The following is a 15437-nucleotide window of genomic DNA, read 5'->3' on the forward strand; positions in this document are numbered from 1 at the left end:
CCACCCTTACTTGAATAACTCAGCCCGGGTGCACCATCACAGGCACATCCCGAAAGGCCAACTTATTTGATTTCGACAGAAGCACCGTTGTCTTCAAGGGTCTTCTTGATCTTCTCGGCTTCATCCTTGCTGGCGCCTTCCTTCACGGTCTTGGGCGCACCCTCGACCAGATCCTTGGCTTCCTTCAGGCCCAGACCGGTGATCGCACGGATTTCCTTGATCACGTTGATCTTCTTGTCGCCCGCCTTGGTCAGGACAACGTCAAACTCGGTCTTCTCTTCTGCCGGAGCGGCAGCAGCGCCCGGAGCAGCAGCGGCAACAGCAACCGGAGCAGCAGCGGAAACGCCCCACTTCTCTTCCAGCAGCTTGGACAGCTCGGCAGCTTCCAGAACGGTCAGAGCGGACAGGTCTTCAACAATCTTGTTCAGATCGGCCATGGTTTTGGTCTTCCTAATTTATACACTGGTTGGCACAGCACAATCCCGTTTTTTCGGGAAAATGCCATTTTGTTGATAACCCGGCGGGCCGGGTCATAGGTCTCAGGCGGCTTCGCCCGTCTTGGCATAGGCACCAAAAACCCGTGCAAGCTGTCCGGCCGGCGCCTGGAGCACGCCTGCGATACGCGTTGCGGGTGTGGAGATGAGCCCCACCAGCTGCGCGCGCAGAACGTCCAGGGACGGCAGCTCGGCCAGAGCCTTGATGCTGTTGACGTCAAGCGTCTGGGCACCAAGCGATCCACCGAGCAGAACAAGCTTTTCATTGGTTTTGGCGAACTCGACCAGCACCTTCGCCACTGCCACGGGTTCATCCGCCCACGACAACGCGGTCGGCCCCTTCAGCAGCGGCTTGATGCCTTCGAACTGGGTCCCTGCCAGGGCGAGAGAGGCCAGCCGGTTCTTCGCGACCTTGTGTGTAGCTCCAGCCGCACGCACGCGACGCCGAAGGTCCGTCACATCAGCCACGCTCAGCCCGTCATTACGGGTGACAATGACCATGGACGTCTTCGCGAACACGGCTGCGAGGGAGGCAACAAACTCCCGCTTCTCCGTACGGTCCAAATCCCGTCTCCATCATCACCTGCCGGCATTGATGCCAGCAGATAGGGTTTACCCTGGGGATACGCCAGCACGCTGGCGGCATCCCGGTTCGCCTGTCCTTTCAACGGAACAACCAGTGTGGGCATTCGCCCCGATCCGGCAATCCCCGTCTTCCGGCTGCTCCCCTTTCGGGAAATCAAGGCTCGCGCCGCATCCGGTCATGGACAGGTTCGGAAGATGGTGGCGGACCACCATCCCCTGTCCCCCTCCCCTGACGGGGAGAGGTCATTCTTCAGCTGACGTCAGGCCGCCGTGAAGGCGGACACGTCAACCGTAACACCCGGCCCCATGGTGGAGGACAGGGCGATCTTCTTGACATACGTGCCCTTGGCGCCCGTCGGGCGGGCCTTCTGGACCGCATCCACGAACGCGCGGATGTTCTCGGCCAGCTTGCCGCCATCAAAGGATGCCTTGCCAACACCGGCATGCACGATACCGGCCTTCTCGGCACGGTACTCGACCTGACCGGACTTGGCGGCGGAAACCGCGCCCTTCACGTCCATGGTCACGGTGCCCAGCTTGGGGTTGGGCATCAGGCCACGCGGGCCGAGGATCTTGCCCAGACGGCCGACCAGGGCCATCATGTCCGCGGTCGCGATGCAGCGGTCGAACTCGATCTCGCCAGCCTGCACCTTTTCCGCCAGGTCTTCCGCACCGACCACGTCGGCACCGGCTGCCTTCGCTTCCTCGGCCTTGGGGCCACGGGCGAACACGCCAACGCGCAGGGTCTTGCCCGTGCCGTTGGGGAGTGACAGCAGGCCACGGACCATCTGGTCGGCGTGACGCGGGTCAATGCCGAGGTTCATGGAAATCTCGACGGTCTCGTCAAACTTCGCCTTGGCATTGCTCTTGACCAGGGCAATCGCCTCGTCAAGGCCATACTGCTTTGCGGTATCGACTGCGGCGCGGGCTGCGGTCAGACGCTTGTTCTTTGCCATTGTAATCAGCCCTCCACCACATCGAGGCCCATGGAGCGGGCGGAACCCGCCAGCATGCGCACGGCACCTTCGATATCGTTGGCGTTCATGTCTTTCTGCTTCGTCTCCGCGATTTCGCGCAGCTGCGACATCGTGACCTTGCCCACGGTCGCGGACTTGCCCACGGTGGAGCTGCCCTTGGAGACCTTGGCCGCCTTCATCAGGAAGTACGTGTTCGGCGGGGTCTTGGTGATGAAGCTGAACGTACGGTCGGCATAGGCGGTGATGACGACGGGAATCGGCATACCGGGCTCGAGACCCTGCGTCTTTGCGTTGAACTCCTTGCAGAACTGCATGATGTTCAGGCCGCGCTGACCCAGTGCCGGACCAACCGGCGGGGACGGATTCGCCTTGCCGGCGGGAATTTGCAGCTTGATGTAGCCAACGATTTTTTTGGCCATATCCGGGGCTCCTGACTGTTTCACCCGGACCGCGGTTCTGGTGGCCGCCCCCTGCCCCGGCTGGGGCCGGAGGGCGACCTCCCGCGTTCCGATAAGAGGCGCGCACCTACCGCTATTTGGCGGGTGCTGTCAAGTCCCTGTCATGAAATCCCTTGCCGGACAGGTCAAAGGATTCGGGGCCATTGTCGACATTCACGCCATTGACCGACCTTGGCATGCGCATATGGGTGTACTGCGCAATACCGAAGGGCCGGAGCGCCTTGTTGTCAGGCAGTTCCGCCGTGGTCCAGCCACCACCCAATGAACGGATCAGTTCAACCTGCGCCTGCATGTAGCGGGTTTCCACCTGCACTTCGGCAATGCGCGCCTGCAGGGCCGCGACCTGCGCCACCACCACGTCCAGATAATTGGTCAGGCCACCCGTATAGAGCTGCATGGTCATGTTCTGCGTGCGCATGGCGGCCTGGACCGCCTCTGCCTGCTGGCCGGCCTCGACGTTGAGGTCATGCGTCATGCTCAGCCCGTCCTCCACGTCCTTGAAGGCATCGAGCACGGTGGCGCGGTACTGGTCTTCCGCCTGACGGTACTGGGACCAGTTGCGCTGGACCTCCGCCCGGCGCAGCCCCCCCTGGAACAGCGGCAGGACCGCCTGAGCGGCATAGTTGTACATGCCGTTGGCGAATTTATCGAGCGTGAAGCCGTTATCCATGAAACCGGCCGTCGCACTGAAGGTTACGTGTGGGTAGAACGCCGCGCGCGAGACGCCAATCGCCCGGTTTGCCGCTGCCATGTGGCGCTCGGCGCTGGCGATGTCCGGCCTGCGCTCCAGCAGGGTTGCGGGAATGCCCACGGGCATCGCCACCTTGGGGAAGCTGATCTGTGCACGTGGTGTGATATGGAAGAGCGATGGCGACACGTTGACCAGAATGGCGATGGCATGCTCCATCACCGACCGGTGGGCCTGCAGGTCGGTATCGGCCGCCTGGGTGGAGGAAAGCTGCGTCTGCGCACGCGAGACGTCAATACCCGCGGCGATGGCGCCAGCCTGCCGCATGTGGGTGATCTGCACGGCGGTCTGGTAGTAGCGGATCGAGTCGAGATAGACCGCATGCTGCGCGTCCATGCCGCGCAGCTGCATGTAGTCATTGGCCAGTTCGGACTGGATGCTCAGTCGCGCCACCGCGAAATCGGCCGCCGCCGCCTGCGCCAGGCGCTGCTGCATGCGCCTGCGGTTACGGATGGCGGACCAGAAATCCGGCTCCCAGCGCGCGGTCGCGCTGTACTGCTCGGATGACATGTAGATCGGCCCCTGCGAACCCGCGCCACGCCACAGCCGATGGGATGATGCCTGGTTCTGTGATGCACCGGCCCCGCCCGTGATCTGCGGATAGAGGTTGGCCTGCGCTTCAGCCACGATGTCACGTGCCTGGGTAAACGCTTCCGCATCCGACTGCAGGTTGGGGTTCAGGTGGCTGGCGCGTTCCTCCAGTTCATCAAGGGTGGAGTCCTTGAAGACCTTCCACCAGTCCCCGCGGGCCGCCGCGTCCTGCGGGGTGCCGTACTGCACCACCCCGTCGCCCTTCCAGTTGTCTGGCAGGAGATAGTGGGCATGGCGGTATTTTGGGGCCAGGTCCACGCATCCGCCCAGCGCACCGGCCAGAAGGGCGCATCCGGCCAGCGAGAGCATGCGGCGTGACGGGACGGGGCATGACGGGTGGCGGGACACCGCATTCATTGACGCACTCCCGTATCACCCGCATTGCTGTCGCCCGTCGGCATGGCGCGCACATCATCATCCTTGTCAGCGGAGCGCGACGCGGTCGCACCCGCGTCGTTGTACCCCTGTGTCGCCCCGACCAGATAGACCTTCTGGCCCTCCAGCAACCCCGCCGAAGGGTTGTTCACGATCCGGTCCTTTGGCCCGATACCCGCCAGAATCTGCACATTCGTCCCCAGATTGGTCCCTACCGTTACATTCCGCAGGCGAATGCGGTCATCCGCATCCACGACCGCCACCTGCATGCCCTGCGCGCGGAATACCAGCGCGCCTTCAGGCACTATCAGGATATCGGGGTCACCGGGTGCGACAAAGTGTACATTGGCATAGGAATCGGGCCACAGTTCGCGCTTGTCGTTATCCACCACCAGTTCCGTCGTAACCGTACGGGTGCCGGCGTTGAACGCCTTGGCGGTTGCCAGGAACCTGGCCTTGAACACCCGGCCCGGATACTGGGGCACCGATACGTCACCTTCCAGCTTGGGGCTTATGATATCGGCATAATCCTGCGGCACGGACACGAACACGCGCATGCGGTGCACATCCGCCACCGAGAACAGTTCCGTCGCCGTCCCGCGTGAAGAAACATCCCCGCCGCCCGCATTCACATAGTCACCCACATCGGCCAGGCGCGATGTGACCACACCGTCAAACGGGGCAACAATCTGCTTGAACCCGATCAGCGCCGCGTAGCGGGACGTCTCATGCCTGGCGGCCTCGACCTCGGCCTGCTGGGCTTCGGCGTTCGCTGCCTGCACATCGACTTCCTGCTGCGAGACGGCCTGCGTGCCCTGCAGCGCCCGCCAGCGCTTGGCGGTGATCTGGGCCAGACGGTAGCGGGCCATCGCCACGTCGAAATTGGCCTTGGAAGCCGCATACTGCGCATCCAGCCCCGGCGTGTCGATGGTGGCAAGGATCTCGCCCGCCTTCACCTGGGCGCCGATGTCCTTGTACCACATCTGCACATAACCCGAGACCTGCGCGTAGATGGGCGCCTGGTACCATGCCGAGATATTGCCCGGCAGATCCAGCGTGCGGGTCTTTGGCCCCTGCTGCGGCAGGATGACCTGCACACGGGGGATGGCGGCATCCTGCGCCGCGTTGCGCAGGTGGGCGACATGGACGCGGCGTTCGATGATGCCGCCCGCAACGATGACGGCCAGCACAACCCCGCCCAGGGTGACATACAGCCGCCCACGACCGGACATGCGTGGCGTCTGGTTTTCCCCTGTGGCGGTCATGCGTGTTCTCCTTCGCCGGCGGCGGCGGCCTTCTTGGACTTTCTGGAATGGATCAGGGCGAATACGCACGGCACGAACAGGAGCGTGGCGAAGGTGGCCACCATCAGGCCACCCATCACGGCCCGCCCCAGCGGCGCGTTCTGCGAGTTGCTCAGCGACATGGGCAGCATGCCGATGATCATGGCCGATGCGGTCATCAGCACCGGGCGGATACGTTCATACCCTGCCTCGATCGCGGCACGCAGCGCATCGCCATGCAGGTCCATCCGCTCACGCGCAAAGGATACGACCAGAATGGAGTTGGCCGTGGCCGTGCCCATGCACATGATCGCCCCCGTCAGCGCCGGCACCGACAGCGCCGGCACCGACAGCGCCGTATGCGTCAGGAACAGGCTCCATGCAATGCCGGCCAGCGCACCGGGCAGCGCCGTGATGATGATGAACGGGTCCATCCATGACTGGAAGTTGACCACGATGATCAGATACACCAGCAGGATCGACATCGCGAGCCCGCCAATCAGCTGGGCATAGGCCCCGTTCATGGTGGAAGCCTGGCCCAGCACCGACAGGCTGGAACCCGCGGGCAGTTCCTTGCGCGCCTGGTCCACCACGCGCGTGACTTCGCGCGAGACGGCGCCAAGGTCTAGCCCCTCGTTCGAGGCATAGATATTGAACACCGGCATGATGTTGTAGTGCGAGACCTCACCCGGCGTGCCGGTCTGCACGATCTGGCTCAGGCCACCCAGGATCTGGGGCGCCCTGTCCTGCGGGTTGCCATCCCCTTTGTCGATGGGAATGGTCTCGAGGTCGTTCATCGTCTGCAGGAACTGCAGCGGGGTCTGGATATCGACCAGATGGGAAACCCCGGTCTTGGGGTCCAGCCAGTAGGTCGGCGCCACCTGCCCGCTGCCCGACAGCACGGCCAGCGCGTTGTTGGCCACGTCCGATTCGGTCAGGCCGGTGCCCAGCGCATACGTCCGTCGCGCATTGACGCGCAACGTGGGGGTATTGAGCGGTTCCTGCACCGATACATCGGCAATGCCGGTCACATGGCGCAGCTTTTCGGCCAGTTTCTCGGCAAAGTCGAAATTGGCGTACAGGTTGCGCCCCGTAACCTGCACGTCCAGTGGCGCGGGCAGGCCGAAGTTCAGGATCTTGGCCGTCAGGTCAGCGGGCATGAAGGTGATGTCGGTACCGGGGAATTTCTCCGCCAGCCCCTTGCGCAGGATGGTACGGAATCTGGCAACCGGCGCTTCATCGTCCTTCAGTGTCACGGTCAGGTCACAGTCCTGCGCACCCACGGTGGGTGTGGGAATGAAGGCCTGGTTGAGCGGGCTGAACGGCAGGCCGCAGTTGTTGACGATCCCTTCCACCTGACCCGGCAGCAGGCGTTCGATCTCGGCATTGACCAGCATGGCGATCTTGCCTGCTTCCGCGATCTTGGTGCCCATGGGCGCACGCATGTGGATGGCCAGCGCGTTGGAATTGATCTCGGGGAAGAAGTCCTGCCCGGCAAAGAACAGCAGCGCGAGCGACGCGAACGCCCCCAGGCCGAATATCGGCACGAAGCGCGCCCGGATGCTGATCAGGTGGCTGAGCAGCCCCTGATAACGGGTGCGGAAGGACTGGAACCTGCGCTCGAATCCCTGCTGGAAACGGCTGAAGATGTTGCCCGGCGCATGGTGGCCGCCTTCCGCCTTCGCCTTTGCATGGGCCGCGACCTGGGCTGCCAGCATGTATTTGGCCATGGTGGGCACCAGCGTGCGCGACAGGATGAACGATGCGATCATGGCGAAGATGATGGCCTCGGCCATCGGCATGAACAGCCAGCCCGCCACCCCGGTCAGCTGGAACAGCGGCATCCACACGATACAGATGCACAGCGTGGAGACGAAGGTGGGAATGACGATCTGGTTGGCGGCATCGATGATGGCCGTCTCCAGATCCTTTTCCATTTCCAGATGGGCGTCGATGTTCTCGATCATGACGGTGGCGTCATCCACCAGAATACCCACGGCAAGCGCCAGCCCGCCCAGCGTCATGATGTTGATGGTCTGCCCGGCCACCCCCAGCCCGATGACCGAACACAGCATGGCCAGCGGGATGGACGTGGCGATGATGACCGTCGAGCGCCACGAACCCAGGAACAGAAGCACCACGAGGCTGGTCAGCACGGCGGCGGTGCCCATTTCCTGCACCACGTCGCGCACCGCCTCCTTCACGAAGGTGGAGGCATCACCCAGCACGGTGATGTCCACCCCCGGCGGCAGGGTCCGGACAATGGAGGGCAGCAGCGCCTTGATCCCGCTCACCACCGACAGCGTGGAGGCATCGCCGCTTTTCATGATCACGATCAGCACGGCCTGATGGCCCTTGACCAGCACCATGTTGGTCTGTGGCGGCCCGCCGGCATGCACCCATGCCACATCCCGCAGGTAGACGACGGAATTGCCCTCCTGCTTGATGGGCATGTTGTTGAAACTGTCTATCTCCTCGGGCGAGGCATTGGTCTGGACCATCCAGTCGAATGCGCCGATCTGCTGGTCACCCGCGGGCAGCACGATGTTCTGCTTGCCCAGCGCATTGCCGATATCGGTAGCCGACAGCCCATGGGCGAGCAGCTTGCTCTGGTCGAGATCGACCATAATGTTGCCCGGTTGTCCGCCATAAGGATTGGGAATGGCCGCACCCGCCACCGATACCAGCGCCGGGCGGATCAGGTTGGAGGACATGTCATAGATCTGCGACGCCGTCATGGAATCGGAGGAGACCTGCAACGTCAGCACCGGCACGGAGGACGCGTTGTAGGTCAGCACCAGCGGCGGGGTCATGCCCGCCGGCATCTGCTTGATCACGGTCTGGGAGACGGCGGTGATCTGTGTCTGCGCCACGGCGGTATCGGTGCCGGGCTGGAAGAACACCTTGACGATGCCACGCCCGTAGTAGGACTGGCTCTCGATATGTTCGATATTGTTGACCGTGGCGGTCAGGGCGCGCTCGTAATAATAGACCACGCGGCCGGACATGTCCTCGGGCATCAGGCCGGTATAGGTCCAGCAGATCGCGACAACGGGGATGTTGATGCTGGGAAAGACGTCGGTCGGGGTACGTAACAGGCCCCGGACACCGAACACGACAATCAGGATGGACAGGACAACGAAAGTATAGGGCCGCTTGAGCGCGGTAACGACGATACCGTTCATGCGCGGGCTGCGCCCCCCCGGCCGGTCGGCCAGCCCCCCGTGGCGGACCCCGCACCACGGGCCGGTCCGGGCCGGAACAGGTCGTGTTCTTGCATATCTCGTCTCCCCGTCTGTCCTTCAGGTGTTAATCGGGGCGGGGCGGGTGGCAAATGAAATTTCTATTTAGTTTACGGCCGGAACCATTCCCGCCGGTGGAAAAACGATGCGCATCGTCACACCGGGCAGGCTGTCATGCAGGCGGGTGGGCGTGATCTCCAGCCGCGCATGGTGCAGCGCCAGAATCGCGGAAACAAGGCTCAGCCCCAGCCCGCTGCCCGGAATATGGCGGCTCTTGTCCGAGCGGTAGAAACGCCCGGTCACCGCCTTGCGTTCCTCCAGCGGAATGCCGATTCCCGTATCGATGATCTCCAGCAGCGCGCAATGTTCGCTCATCCGTGCGCGAATTTCGACACGCCCGCGTTCGGGGGTGAATTTTATGGCGTTGTCCACCAGATTGGCCAGCACCTCTATCAGCAGGTCGCGGTCGCCCTGCACCTGTATCGCCTCCTCCCCCGCATCGCAGGACAGGGTGATGCCCTTGGTCTCGGCAATGGGTTCATACAGGTCGACGATATCGGCCATGAGCGTGCCCAGTTCCACCACGCCGAACCCCGCGCGCCTGCGGCCGTTCTCGATCTCCCCTATGCGCAGGAGTGCCGTGATGATGGCGAATGACTGGTCAAGGTCATCAATGGTGCGGGAAATGACGTTGCGCAGCGCCCCGGCCGAATGCCCGGCGCTGAGCGCACGGTCCAGCCGCGCCCGCACGCGCGTGAGCGGTGTGCGCAGGTCGTGGGCGATGTCGTTGCCCACGTCGCGTATTTCGTCCAGCAGCTGCTCCAGGCGGTCGAGCATGCGGTTGACGCTGGCGGCCAGGCGCTGGAGGTCGTCATTCTGCCGCCCGGCAGGCAGGCGCTCATGCAGGTCGCCTTCCATGATGCGGTCGATCGCCTCATGCATTTCCTTGACGCGCGAGAGCGCACGATGGCTGAGGATGATGCCGGTAACCAGCGCGAACAGCACGGTCGGCACGATGGAGACCAGCATGGAATGCCGCATCATCAGCCGCAGTTCGGTGCGCATGTGCCGGCTGCGCCCCAGCACCAGGTACCGCCCGCCGGACACGGGCAGCGCCACCATGCGCAGCACGGTCGATGAGCCGCCGCCCGTGGCCTCGGGGTCGACCACATGCACATGGCCATCTGCCACCAGCCCCGTGGGCCATGTATGCTGGTCACCTACAATGTAGTGCTGCGCGGAATCGAACAGGGTGGTGACATTCATGATCACGCGCAGGTCATCGGTCGCACGGTCACGGACCTGCTGTTCCAGCACGGCGGGGGATTCGCGCTGGAGGATGCTCGCCTCCCGCAGCAGCAGCATGTCGGAGCGCCTGGCCTCGAACACGCTGGCCTGGCTGTAGCCGAAAAAGAACTGCAGCGCCGCCGAACCGATCATGGCCGCCACCACCGCCAGCGTCAGGCGGAAGGTGGCGGTACGGAACAGCTCGTTACGAAACACGCAGCATGAACCCCGCGCCCCGGATGCTCTGGATCAGGGGGGGCCTGCCGCTTTCATCGATCTTGCGGCGCAGCTTGCCGATATGGACATCCACCAGGTTGGTCTGGGGGATGAAGCGGTAGTTCCACACATCCTCCAGCAGCATGTTGCGGGTCAGCACCTGGTTGGGGCGGCGCATGAGGTATTCCAGCAGCCTGAATTCACGCGGCAGGAGTTCGATCGGCACGCCCTCGCGCTTTACGGTGCGCTCGATCAGGTCCATCTCCAGCGGCCCCGCGCGCAGCATGGTGTGGCGCGAATTGTCGGGCCTGCGCAACAGCGCTTCCAGCCTTGCCGCCAGTTCCTCCATGGCAAAGGGCTTGGTCAGGTAGTCATCCCCCCCCGCCTTCAGCCCGCTGACCCGGTCATCCACGGCCGAAAGGGCGGACAGTACCAGCACCGGCACATGGACCCTGCGCTCACGCAGGGTCTCGATCAGCGTCAGGCCGTCAAGCTCGGGCAGCATGCGGTCCACGACCATCACATCGAAATGCGCGTTCAGGCCCATATCCAGCCCCGCCGCCCCCGATACCTCATGCTGGACATGATAGTGCCGGCTTTCCAGTTCCTCGATCACTTCCTGCGCGATCTTGCTGTCATCCTCCACCAGCAGGATGCGGGCAGCGGCATCATGCGGGGGGGATGGGGGCGCCGGTTCGGGGCGATTGTTTTCGGGGGGAAGGGTCATGTCCCCTTCCTTATGCCGCGCGCGCCGGAATACGGCCAATTAAATTAGTGTTCAGCCTGGACCCGCACCATCCGGGCCATCGTCCTTCCATGCGGGAGCCATGTCACCCTGAGCCGCCCCTTCCGGCACGGATGCCCCCTGGGTGTCCACGTCCAGTTCGCGCAGCCTGCGGGTGACCAGCCCGGTGCGCCTGCGTGCCTCATCAATGGAGGAGGACATGGCGGAGGCATTGCGGGCCAGTTTTTCCAGCACGCCGTCCATGCGCAGCATTTCCTGCCGGGTCGCGCCCAGCAGGCGGGCAATGTCATCCGTACGCCGCTCCAGCGCCAGCGTGACATAGCCCAGATGGATGGTGCGCAGCATGGCGGGCATCAGCCCCGGCCCCATCACGATGACGCGATAGGTACGCCCGATTTCATCCAGCAGGCCGGGAATCCGCGCCACCTCCGCATACAATCCGTCGGTGGGCAGGTACAGCACCGCGAATTCCACCGTTACGGGCGGGACGATGTACTTGGTCGCGATCTTGCGCGCCTCGATCCGCAGGGTGGTTTCCAGCGCACGGCGGGCGGCGCGCTCGGCATCGGGATTGCAGTCATCCACCGCCTGCAGCAGGCGTTCATACGCCTCGGTCGGGAATTTGGAATCGATGGCCAGCACAGGCGGCACGCTGGCGCGCACGGGCATGCGCACGGCGAACTCCACCACCTCGCGACTGTCATCACGCAGGCGGCGATTGGTCTCGTAAGCCCCTTCGGGCAGGACGTCATCCAGTATGCTGCGCAGCTGCGCCTCCCCCCAGCCGCCCCGGGTCTTGACGTTGGAGAACAGGCGCTTGAGGTCACCCACCTGCGCGGTCATGGCCGAGACCTCGCCCATCGCCTTCTGCATGGCGCCGATCTGTTCCAGCACGCGCTGGAAGGATGTCTGCATCTGCTTTTCCACCGCCTGGTGCAGGCGTTCATTCACGGCGGCGCGCAGCGCGTCGCTCTGCCGCCTGCCCTCCTCCGCCATCTCGCGCAGGGATTCGGACTGGGCGACACGCATTTCGGACAGGTCACGGCCCATCATGCGGGCAATGCGGTTGAAGGTTTCGGTCATTTCCTGATGACGCTGGTCAAGACGGGTGCCGAGCGCACGCTCGATCTCGGCCAGGCGGGCGCGCTGGACCTCGTTCTCCGCCACGCGGGCGGCGGTCTCGCGCTCCACCATCACATACAGGCGACCCAGAAGCTCCTCATCCGTCCCCTGCCCCGCCATGAGCGAAAGACGGCGCAATACAATCAGGGAAAGCAGGCACGACACCGCCGCGCAGAGCATTCCGATCCAGATGGCGGGGGACGCGGACAGATCGGGCATGGCGGATTATTTCCCACAAGAAAGAACAAAACATGTCCGTGCCCTGTAACCGACGCGATGTAAACCCTCCATGTTTTTTTGGAATATCTGGCAACCATGATATGCACCAACCACAATATCCGCAATCTCACCTGATTTTCAGGTTCCCGCAGCGCCAAAACCCCCTAGCGTGCCACCAGCACGCCTGCATCCCGCCCATCCGCGGCACATGAAACGTACCATTCCCGAGGACTCCCGCCATCATGCCCGAGCAACCGCAGACCTGCCCGCGCGGCCAGCCCGCGTCCGGCAGATCCATCTTCCGCAGTCTGTACGCGCAGGTGGTCATTGCGGTCATTGCGGGAGTGGTGCTGGGACATTTCTGCCCCCACGTGGCGGTAGCACTCAAGCCGATGGGCGATGCATTCATCCGCCTGGTGAAGATGGTGATCCCGCCGGTCATTTTCCTGACCGTGGTAACGGGTGTCGCAAGCCTTTCGGACCTGGGGCAGGCAGGCAGGCTTGCGGCCAGGGCCATGGTGTATTTCCTCACCTTCTCCTCTCTGGCGCTGGTGGTGGGCATGATCGTGGCCAATGTCGTGCGCCCGGGCGCGCACATCCACGCCAGTCCCGCAACACTGGACGCCCATGCGGTGGCCGCCTACACGGCAAAGGCGCAGGCGCATTCCTTCGGTGACTTCCTGCTCAACATCATTCCGGACACGGTCATCAGCGCCTTCGTATCGGGTGATATCCTGCAGGTGCTGCTGGTCGCCATCCTGTTCAGCATCAGCCTGTCGCACATGGGGGCGAAGGGGCATGCAATCCTGACGCTGCTCAGGCAGCTGACCCAGCTGGTGTTCGGCGTGGTGCGTCTGGTCATGTATGCAGCCCCGCTGGGGGCGCTGGGGGCCATGGCGTTCACCATCGGGCGTTTTGGCGTGGGTGCTGTGCTGCACCTCGCCTTTCTGGTGGCGACATTCTATGCCACGGCAGCGCTGTTCGTTCTGGTCATCCTGGGCGCGGTCGCGCGGTGGAACGGCTTTCGCATCCTGCCGCTGCTGGCCTACCTGCGCGAAGAACTGCTGATCGTGCTGGGCACGAGTTCGTCCGAATCAGCCCTGCCCAGCCTCATGACCCGTATGGAAAACGCGGGCTGCGCGCCATCGGTCGTGGGGCTGGTTGTGCCCATGGGCTATTCCTTCAACCTTGATGGCACCAACATCTACATGGCGCTGTCCGCCCTGTTCATTGCCCAGGCCACCGACGTGCATCTGGGGCTGGGCCAGCAGTTCACCCTGCTGCTGGTCGCCATGATCAGTTCCAAGGGTGCCGCGGGCGTGACGGGAGCCGGGTTTGTCACCCTTGCCGCCACGCTTGCGGTGGTGCCCGACGTGCCGGTGGCGGGGATGGGCCTTATCCTTGGCATCGACCGCTTCATGTCGGAATGCCGGTCACTGACCAACATCATCGGCAATGCGGTGGCCACCATCGTGCTGGCCCGGTGGGAAGGCGCGCTGGATACCGACCGCCTTGCCGCCGCCCTGTCGGGCCGGCTGGATGACGCGCAGGCCCTGACCCCCGTCATGCCCCGGCGGAACATCACGCCCGATGCCCCGCCCACCATCCACTAGGGCCGTTCCCCCGCCTTTTTTCCTGACTGTCACCTTGCGTCCATAGGTTTGCACCATGCCTGTTTTCCAGCCCCGGACCGGCGCACTCACCACCGCGCAGAGAATACGAAGCATTATTGCCGGTTCATCGGGAAATCTGATCGAATATTACGACTGGTATGTCTACGCGGCATTCTCCATGTATTTTGCCCGCTCGTTCTTTCCACCCGGCAATGCCACGACCGAACTGCTGCGCAGTGCCGCGGTGTTTGCCATCGGCTTTCTCATGCGTCCGGTGGGCGGATGGCTCATGGGGCTCATGGCGGACCGGCACGGGCGGCGCGCGGCGCTGAGCCTGTCCATCATCGCCATGTGCGCGGGTTCGCTCACCATCGCGCTGTGCCCGACCTACGGGCGTATCGGCCTTGCCGCGCCGGCGGTGCTGCTGTTCGCCCGCCTGCTGCAGGGGCTGAGCCTGGGGGGGGAATACGGGGCCAGCGCCACCTACCTGTCCGAAATAGCACCCCCCGCCCAGCGCGGGTTCTATGCCAGCTTCCAGTATGTGACGCTGGTCATGGGTCAGCTGCTTGCCCTTGTGGTACTGCTGGCGCTGCAGTTCGTGCTGCTTTCGCCCGCGCAGCTCGGGGCATGGGGTTGGCGCGTACCCTTTGGCATTGGCGCGCTTCTGGCGCTGTCCATCCTGTGGTTCCGCCGGGGCATGGCGGAAAGCGACCAGTTCAGCGCCGCCACGCGCGACACAAACGCCCATGGCGGCCTGCGTGTGCTGCTGCACCATCCGCGTGAGGTACTGGGCGTGTGCGGGCTGACACTGGGCGGTACGGTCGCATTCTATACGTTCACGATCTACATGCAGAAATACCTGGTCAACACGGCGGGGCTGAGCAAGGAACAGTCCACCCTGGTTTCAACCGCATCGCTGGCCGTGTTCGCGCTGGTGCAGCCCGCCTTTGGCGCGCTGTCCGACCGGGTGGGGCGCAGGCGGCTGCTGCTGTCCTTTGGCGTGGTCGGGTGCCTGGGCACCGTGCCACTCATGCAGGCCATCTCTACCGTGCAGTCACCGCTTGCGGCATTCCTTCTGGTCACGGCGGCGCTGGTCGGCATTTCGGGCTATACCTCGATCAATGCGGTAGTGAAGGCCGAACTGTTCCCCACCCGCGTGCGCGCGCTGGGGGTGGCGCTGCCCTACGCGCTGACCGTATCGGTCTTTGGCGGCACGGCGGAATATGTGGCCCTGTGGTTCAAGCAGATCGGACATGAGGGGCTGTTCTACTGGTACGTGACCGGGTGCATCGCCTGCTCGCTGCTGACCGTGCTGTTCGTCCTGCCCGGCCATGACCGCATCACGCACGAAGCCCCCCGCCCGCCCGGCTAGCAGCAGCCGGGGCGGCGTACCCGACCGTGCCGGCGTCGATCCCCTGATGTCCCTGCCGGTCGCCATACCGCGCAGGCCTGCGGCAGACAGAGGGTATGACAGCAGCAGGA

At 63.9% G+C, this 15437-nt stretch carries 12 protein-coding genes; 2 read left to right on the forward strand and 10 right to left on the reverse strand.

Going from position 1 to position 15437, the window contains the following annotated elements; genetic code table 11:
• Positions 1–62 precede the first annotated feature (62 nt).
• The 10 genes from rplL to LDL32_RS07055 form a co-directional block, all read right to left on the reverse strand.
• Positions 63–437, reverse strand: coding sequence for a 50S ribosomal protein L7/L12 (gene rplL, locus LDL32_RS07010; protein WP_233065517.1), 375 nt, complete (start codon positions 435–437; stop codon positions 63–65).
• 102 nt (positions 438–539) lie between these two features.
• Positions 540–1058: a 50S ribosomal protein L10 gene (rplJ, locus tag LDL32_RS07015; protein WP_007399610.1), complete on the reverse strand. Its 519-nt coding sequence runs from the start codon at positions 1056–1058 to the stop codon at positions 540–542.
• A 281-nt stretch (positions 1059–1339) separates the two neighbouring features.
• Complete coding sequence (rplA, locus tag LDL32_RS07020; protein WP_233065519.1) at positions 1340–2035, reverse strand: 50S ribosomal protein L1; 696 nt, start codon at positions 2033–2035, stop codon at positions 1340–1342.
• A gap of 5 nt (positions 2036–2040) precedes the next feature.
• Complete coding sequence (rplK, locus tag LDL32_RS07025) at positions 2041–2475, reverse strand: 50S ribosomal protein L11 (protein WP_233065521.1); 435 nt, start codon at positions 2473–2475, stop codon at positions 2041–2043.
• A gap of 112 nt (positions 2476–2587) precedes the next feature.
• Positions 2588–4210 (reverse strand): efflux transporter outer membrane subunit, encoded by a 1623-nt coding sequence (locus LDL32_RS07030; RefSeq protein WP_233065523.1) that lies wholly within the window; start codon positions 4208–4210, stop codon positions 2588–2590.
• Positions 4207–5493, reverse strand: a complete 1287-nt coding sequence (locus LDL32_RS07035) for an efflux RND transporter periplasmic adaptor subunit (protein ID WP_233065525.1) — start codon at positions 5491–5493, stop codon at positions 4207–4209. Before LDL32_RS07035 ends, LDL32_RS07030 begins: the two co-directional genes overlap by 4 nt.
• On the reverse strand, positions 5490–8696 hold the full coding sequence (locus LDL32_RS07040; RefSeq protein ID WP_233065527.1) for an efflux RND transporter permease subunit: 3207 nt from the start codon (positions 8694–8696) through the stop codon (positions 5490–5492). The genes LDL32_RS07035 and LDL32_RS07040 overlap by 4 nt, the downstream gene beginning before the upstream one ends.
• Positions 8697–8858: 162 nt before the next feature.
• On the reverse strand, positions 8859–10256 hold the full coding sequence (locus LDL32_RS07045; RefSeq protein ID WP_233065529.1) for an ATP-binding protein: 1398 nt from the start codon (positions 10254–10256) through the stop codon (positions 8859–8861).
• Positions 10246–10983, reverse strand: coding sequence for a response regulator transcription factor (locus LDL32_RS07050; RefSeq protein WP_233065531.1), 738 nt, complete (start codon positions 10981–10983; stop codon positions 10246–10248). The genes LDL32_RS07045 and LDL32_RS07050 overlap by 11 nt, the downstream gene beginning before the upstream one ends.
• Positions 10984–11034: 51 nt before the next feature.
• On the reverse strand, positions 11035–12342 hold the full coding sequence (locus tag LDL32_RS07055; protein WP_233065533.1) for a DNA recombination protein RmuC: 1308 nt from the start codon (positions 12340–12342) through the stop codon (positions 11035–11037).
• 242 nt (positions 12343–12584) lie between these two features.
• On the opposite strand from LDL32_RS07055, the gene dctA reads away from it, so the two are divergent.
• Together dctA and LDL32_RS07065 are read left to right on the forward strand one after the other, a co-directional pair.
• Positions 12585–13955, forward strand: coding sequence for a C4-dicarboxylate transporter DctA (gene dctA / locus LDL32_RS07060; protein WP_233065535.1), 1371 nt, complete (start codon positions 12585–12587; stop codon positions 13953–13955).
• A gap of 55 nt (positions 13956–14010) precedes the next feature.
• Entirely contained in the window at positions 14011–15327 is a 1317-nt protein-coding gene (locus LDL32_RS07065) for an MFS transporter (protein WP_233065537.1), read from the forward strand.
• Positions 15328–15437: the final 110 nt, after the last annotated feature.

The sequence above is a fragment of the Komagataeibacter sp. FNDCF1 genome (genome assembly GCF_021295335.1).
Lineage (GTDB): Bacteria > Pseudomonadota > Alphaproteobacteria > Acetobacterales > Acetobacteraceae > Komagataeibacter.

What these genes read in the sequence shown, in the direction of transcription:
- rplL (WP_233065517.1), bottom strand. Translation starts at nt 437, where the DNA reads ATGGCCGATCTGAACAAGATTGTTGAAGACCTGTCCGCTCTGACCGTT.
- rplA (WP_233065519.1), bottom strand. Translation starts at nt 2,035, where the DNA reads ATGGCAAAGAACAAGCGTCTGACCGCAGCCCGCGCCGCAGTCGATACC.
- rplK (WP_233065521.1), bottom strand. Translation starts at nt 2,475, where the DNA reads ATGGCCAAAAAAATCGTTGGCTACATCAAGCTGCAAATTCCCGCCGGC.
- LDL32_RS07030 (WP_233065523.1), bottom strand. Translation starts at nt 4,210, where the DNA reads ATGAATGCGGTGTCCCGCCACCCGTCATGCCCCGTCCCGTCACGCCGC.
- LDL32_RS07035 (WP_233065525.1), bottom strand. Translation starts at nt 5,493, where the DNA reads ATGACCGCCACAGGGGAAAACCAGACGCCACGCATGTCCGGTCGTGGG.
- LDL32_RS07040 (WP_233065527.1), bottom strand. Translation starts at nt 8,696, where the DNA reads ATGAACGGTATCGTCGTTACCGCGCTCAAGCGGCCCTATACTTTCGTT.
- LDL32_RS07050 (WP_233065531.1), bottom strand. Translation starts at nt 10,983, where the DNA reads ATGACCCTTCCCCCCGAAAACAATCGCCCCGAACCGGCGCCCCCATCC.
- LDL32_RS07055 (WP_233065533.1), bottom strand. Translation starts at nt 12,342, where the DNA reads ATGCCCGATCTGTCCGCGTCCCCCGCCATCTGGATCGGAATGCTCTGC.
- dctA (WP_233065535.1), top strand. Translation starts at nt 12,585, where the DNA reads ATGCCCGAGCAACCGCAGACCTGCCCGCGCGGCCAGCCCGCGTCCGGC.
- LDL32_RS07065 (WP_233065537.1), top strand. Translation starts at nt 14,011, where the DNA reads ATGCCTGTTTTCCAGCCCCGGACCGGCGCACTCACCACCGCGCAGAGA.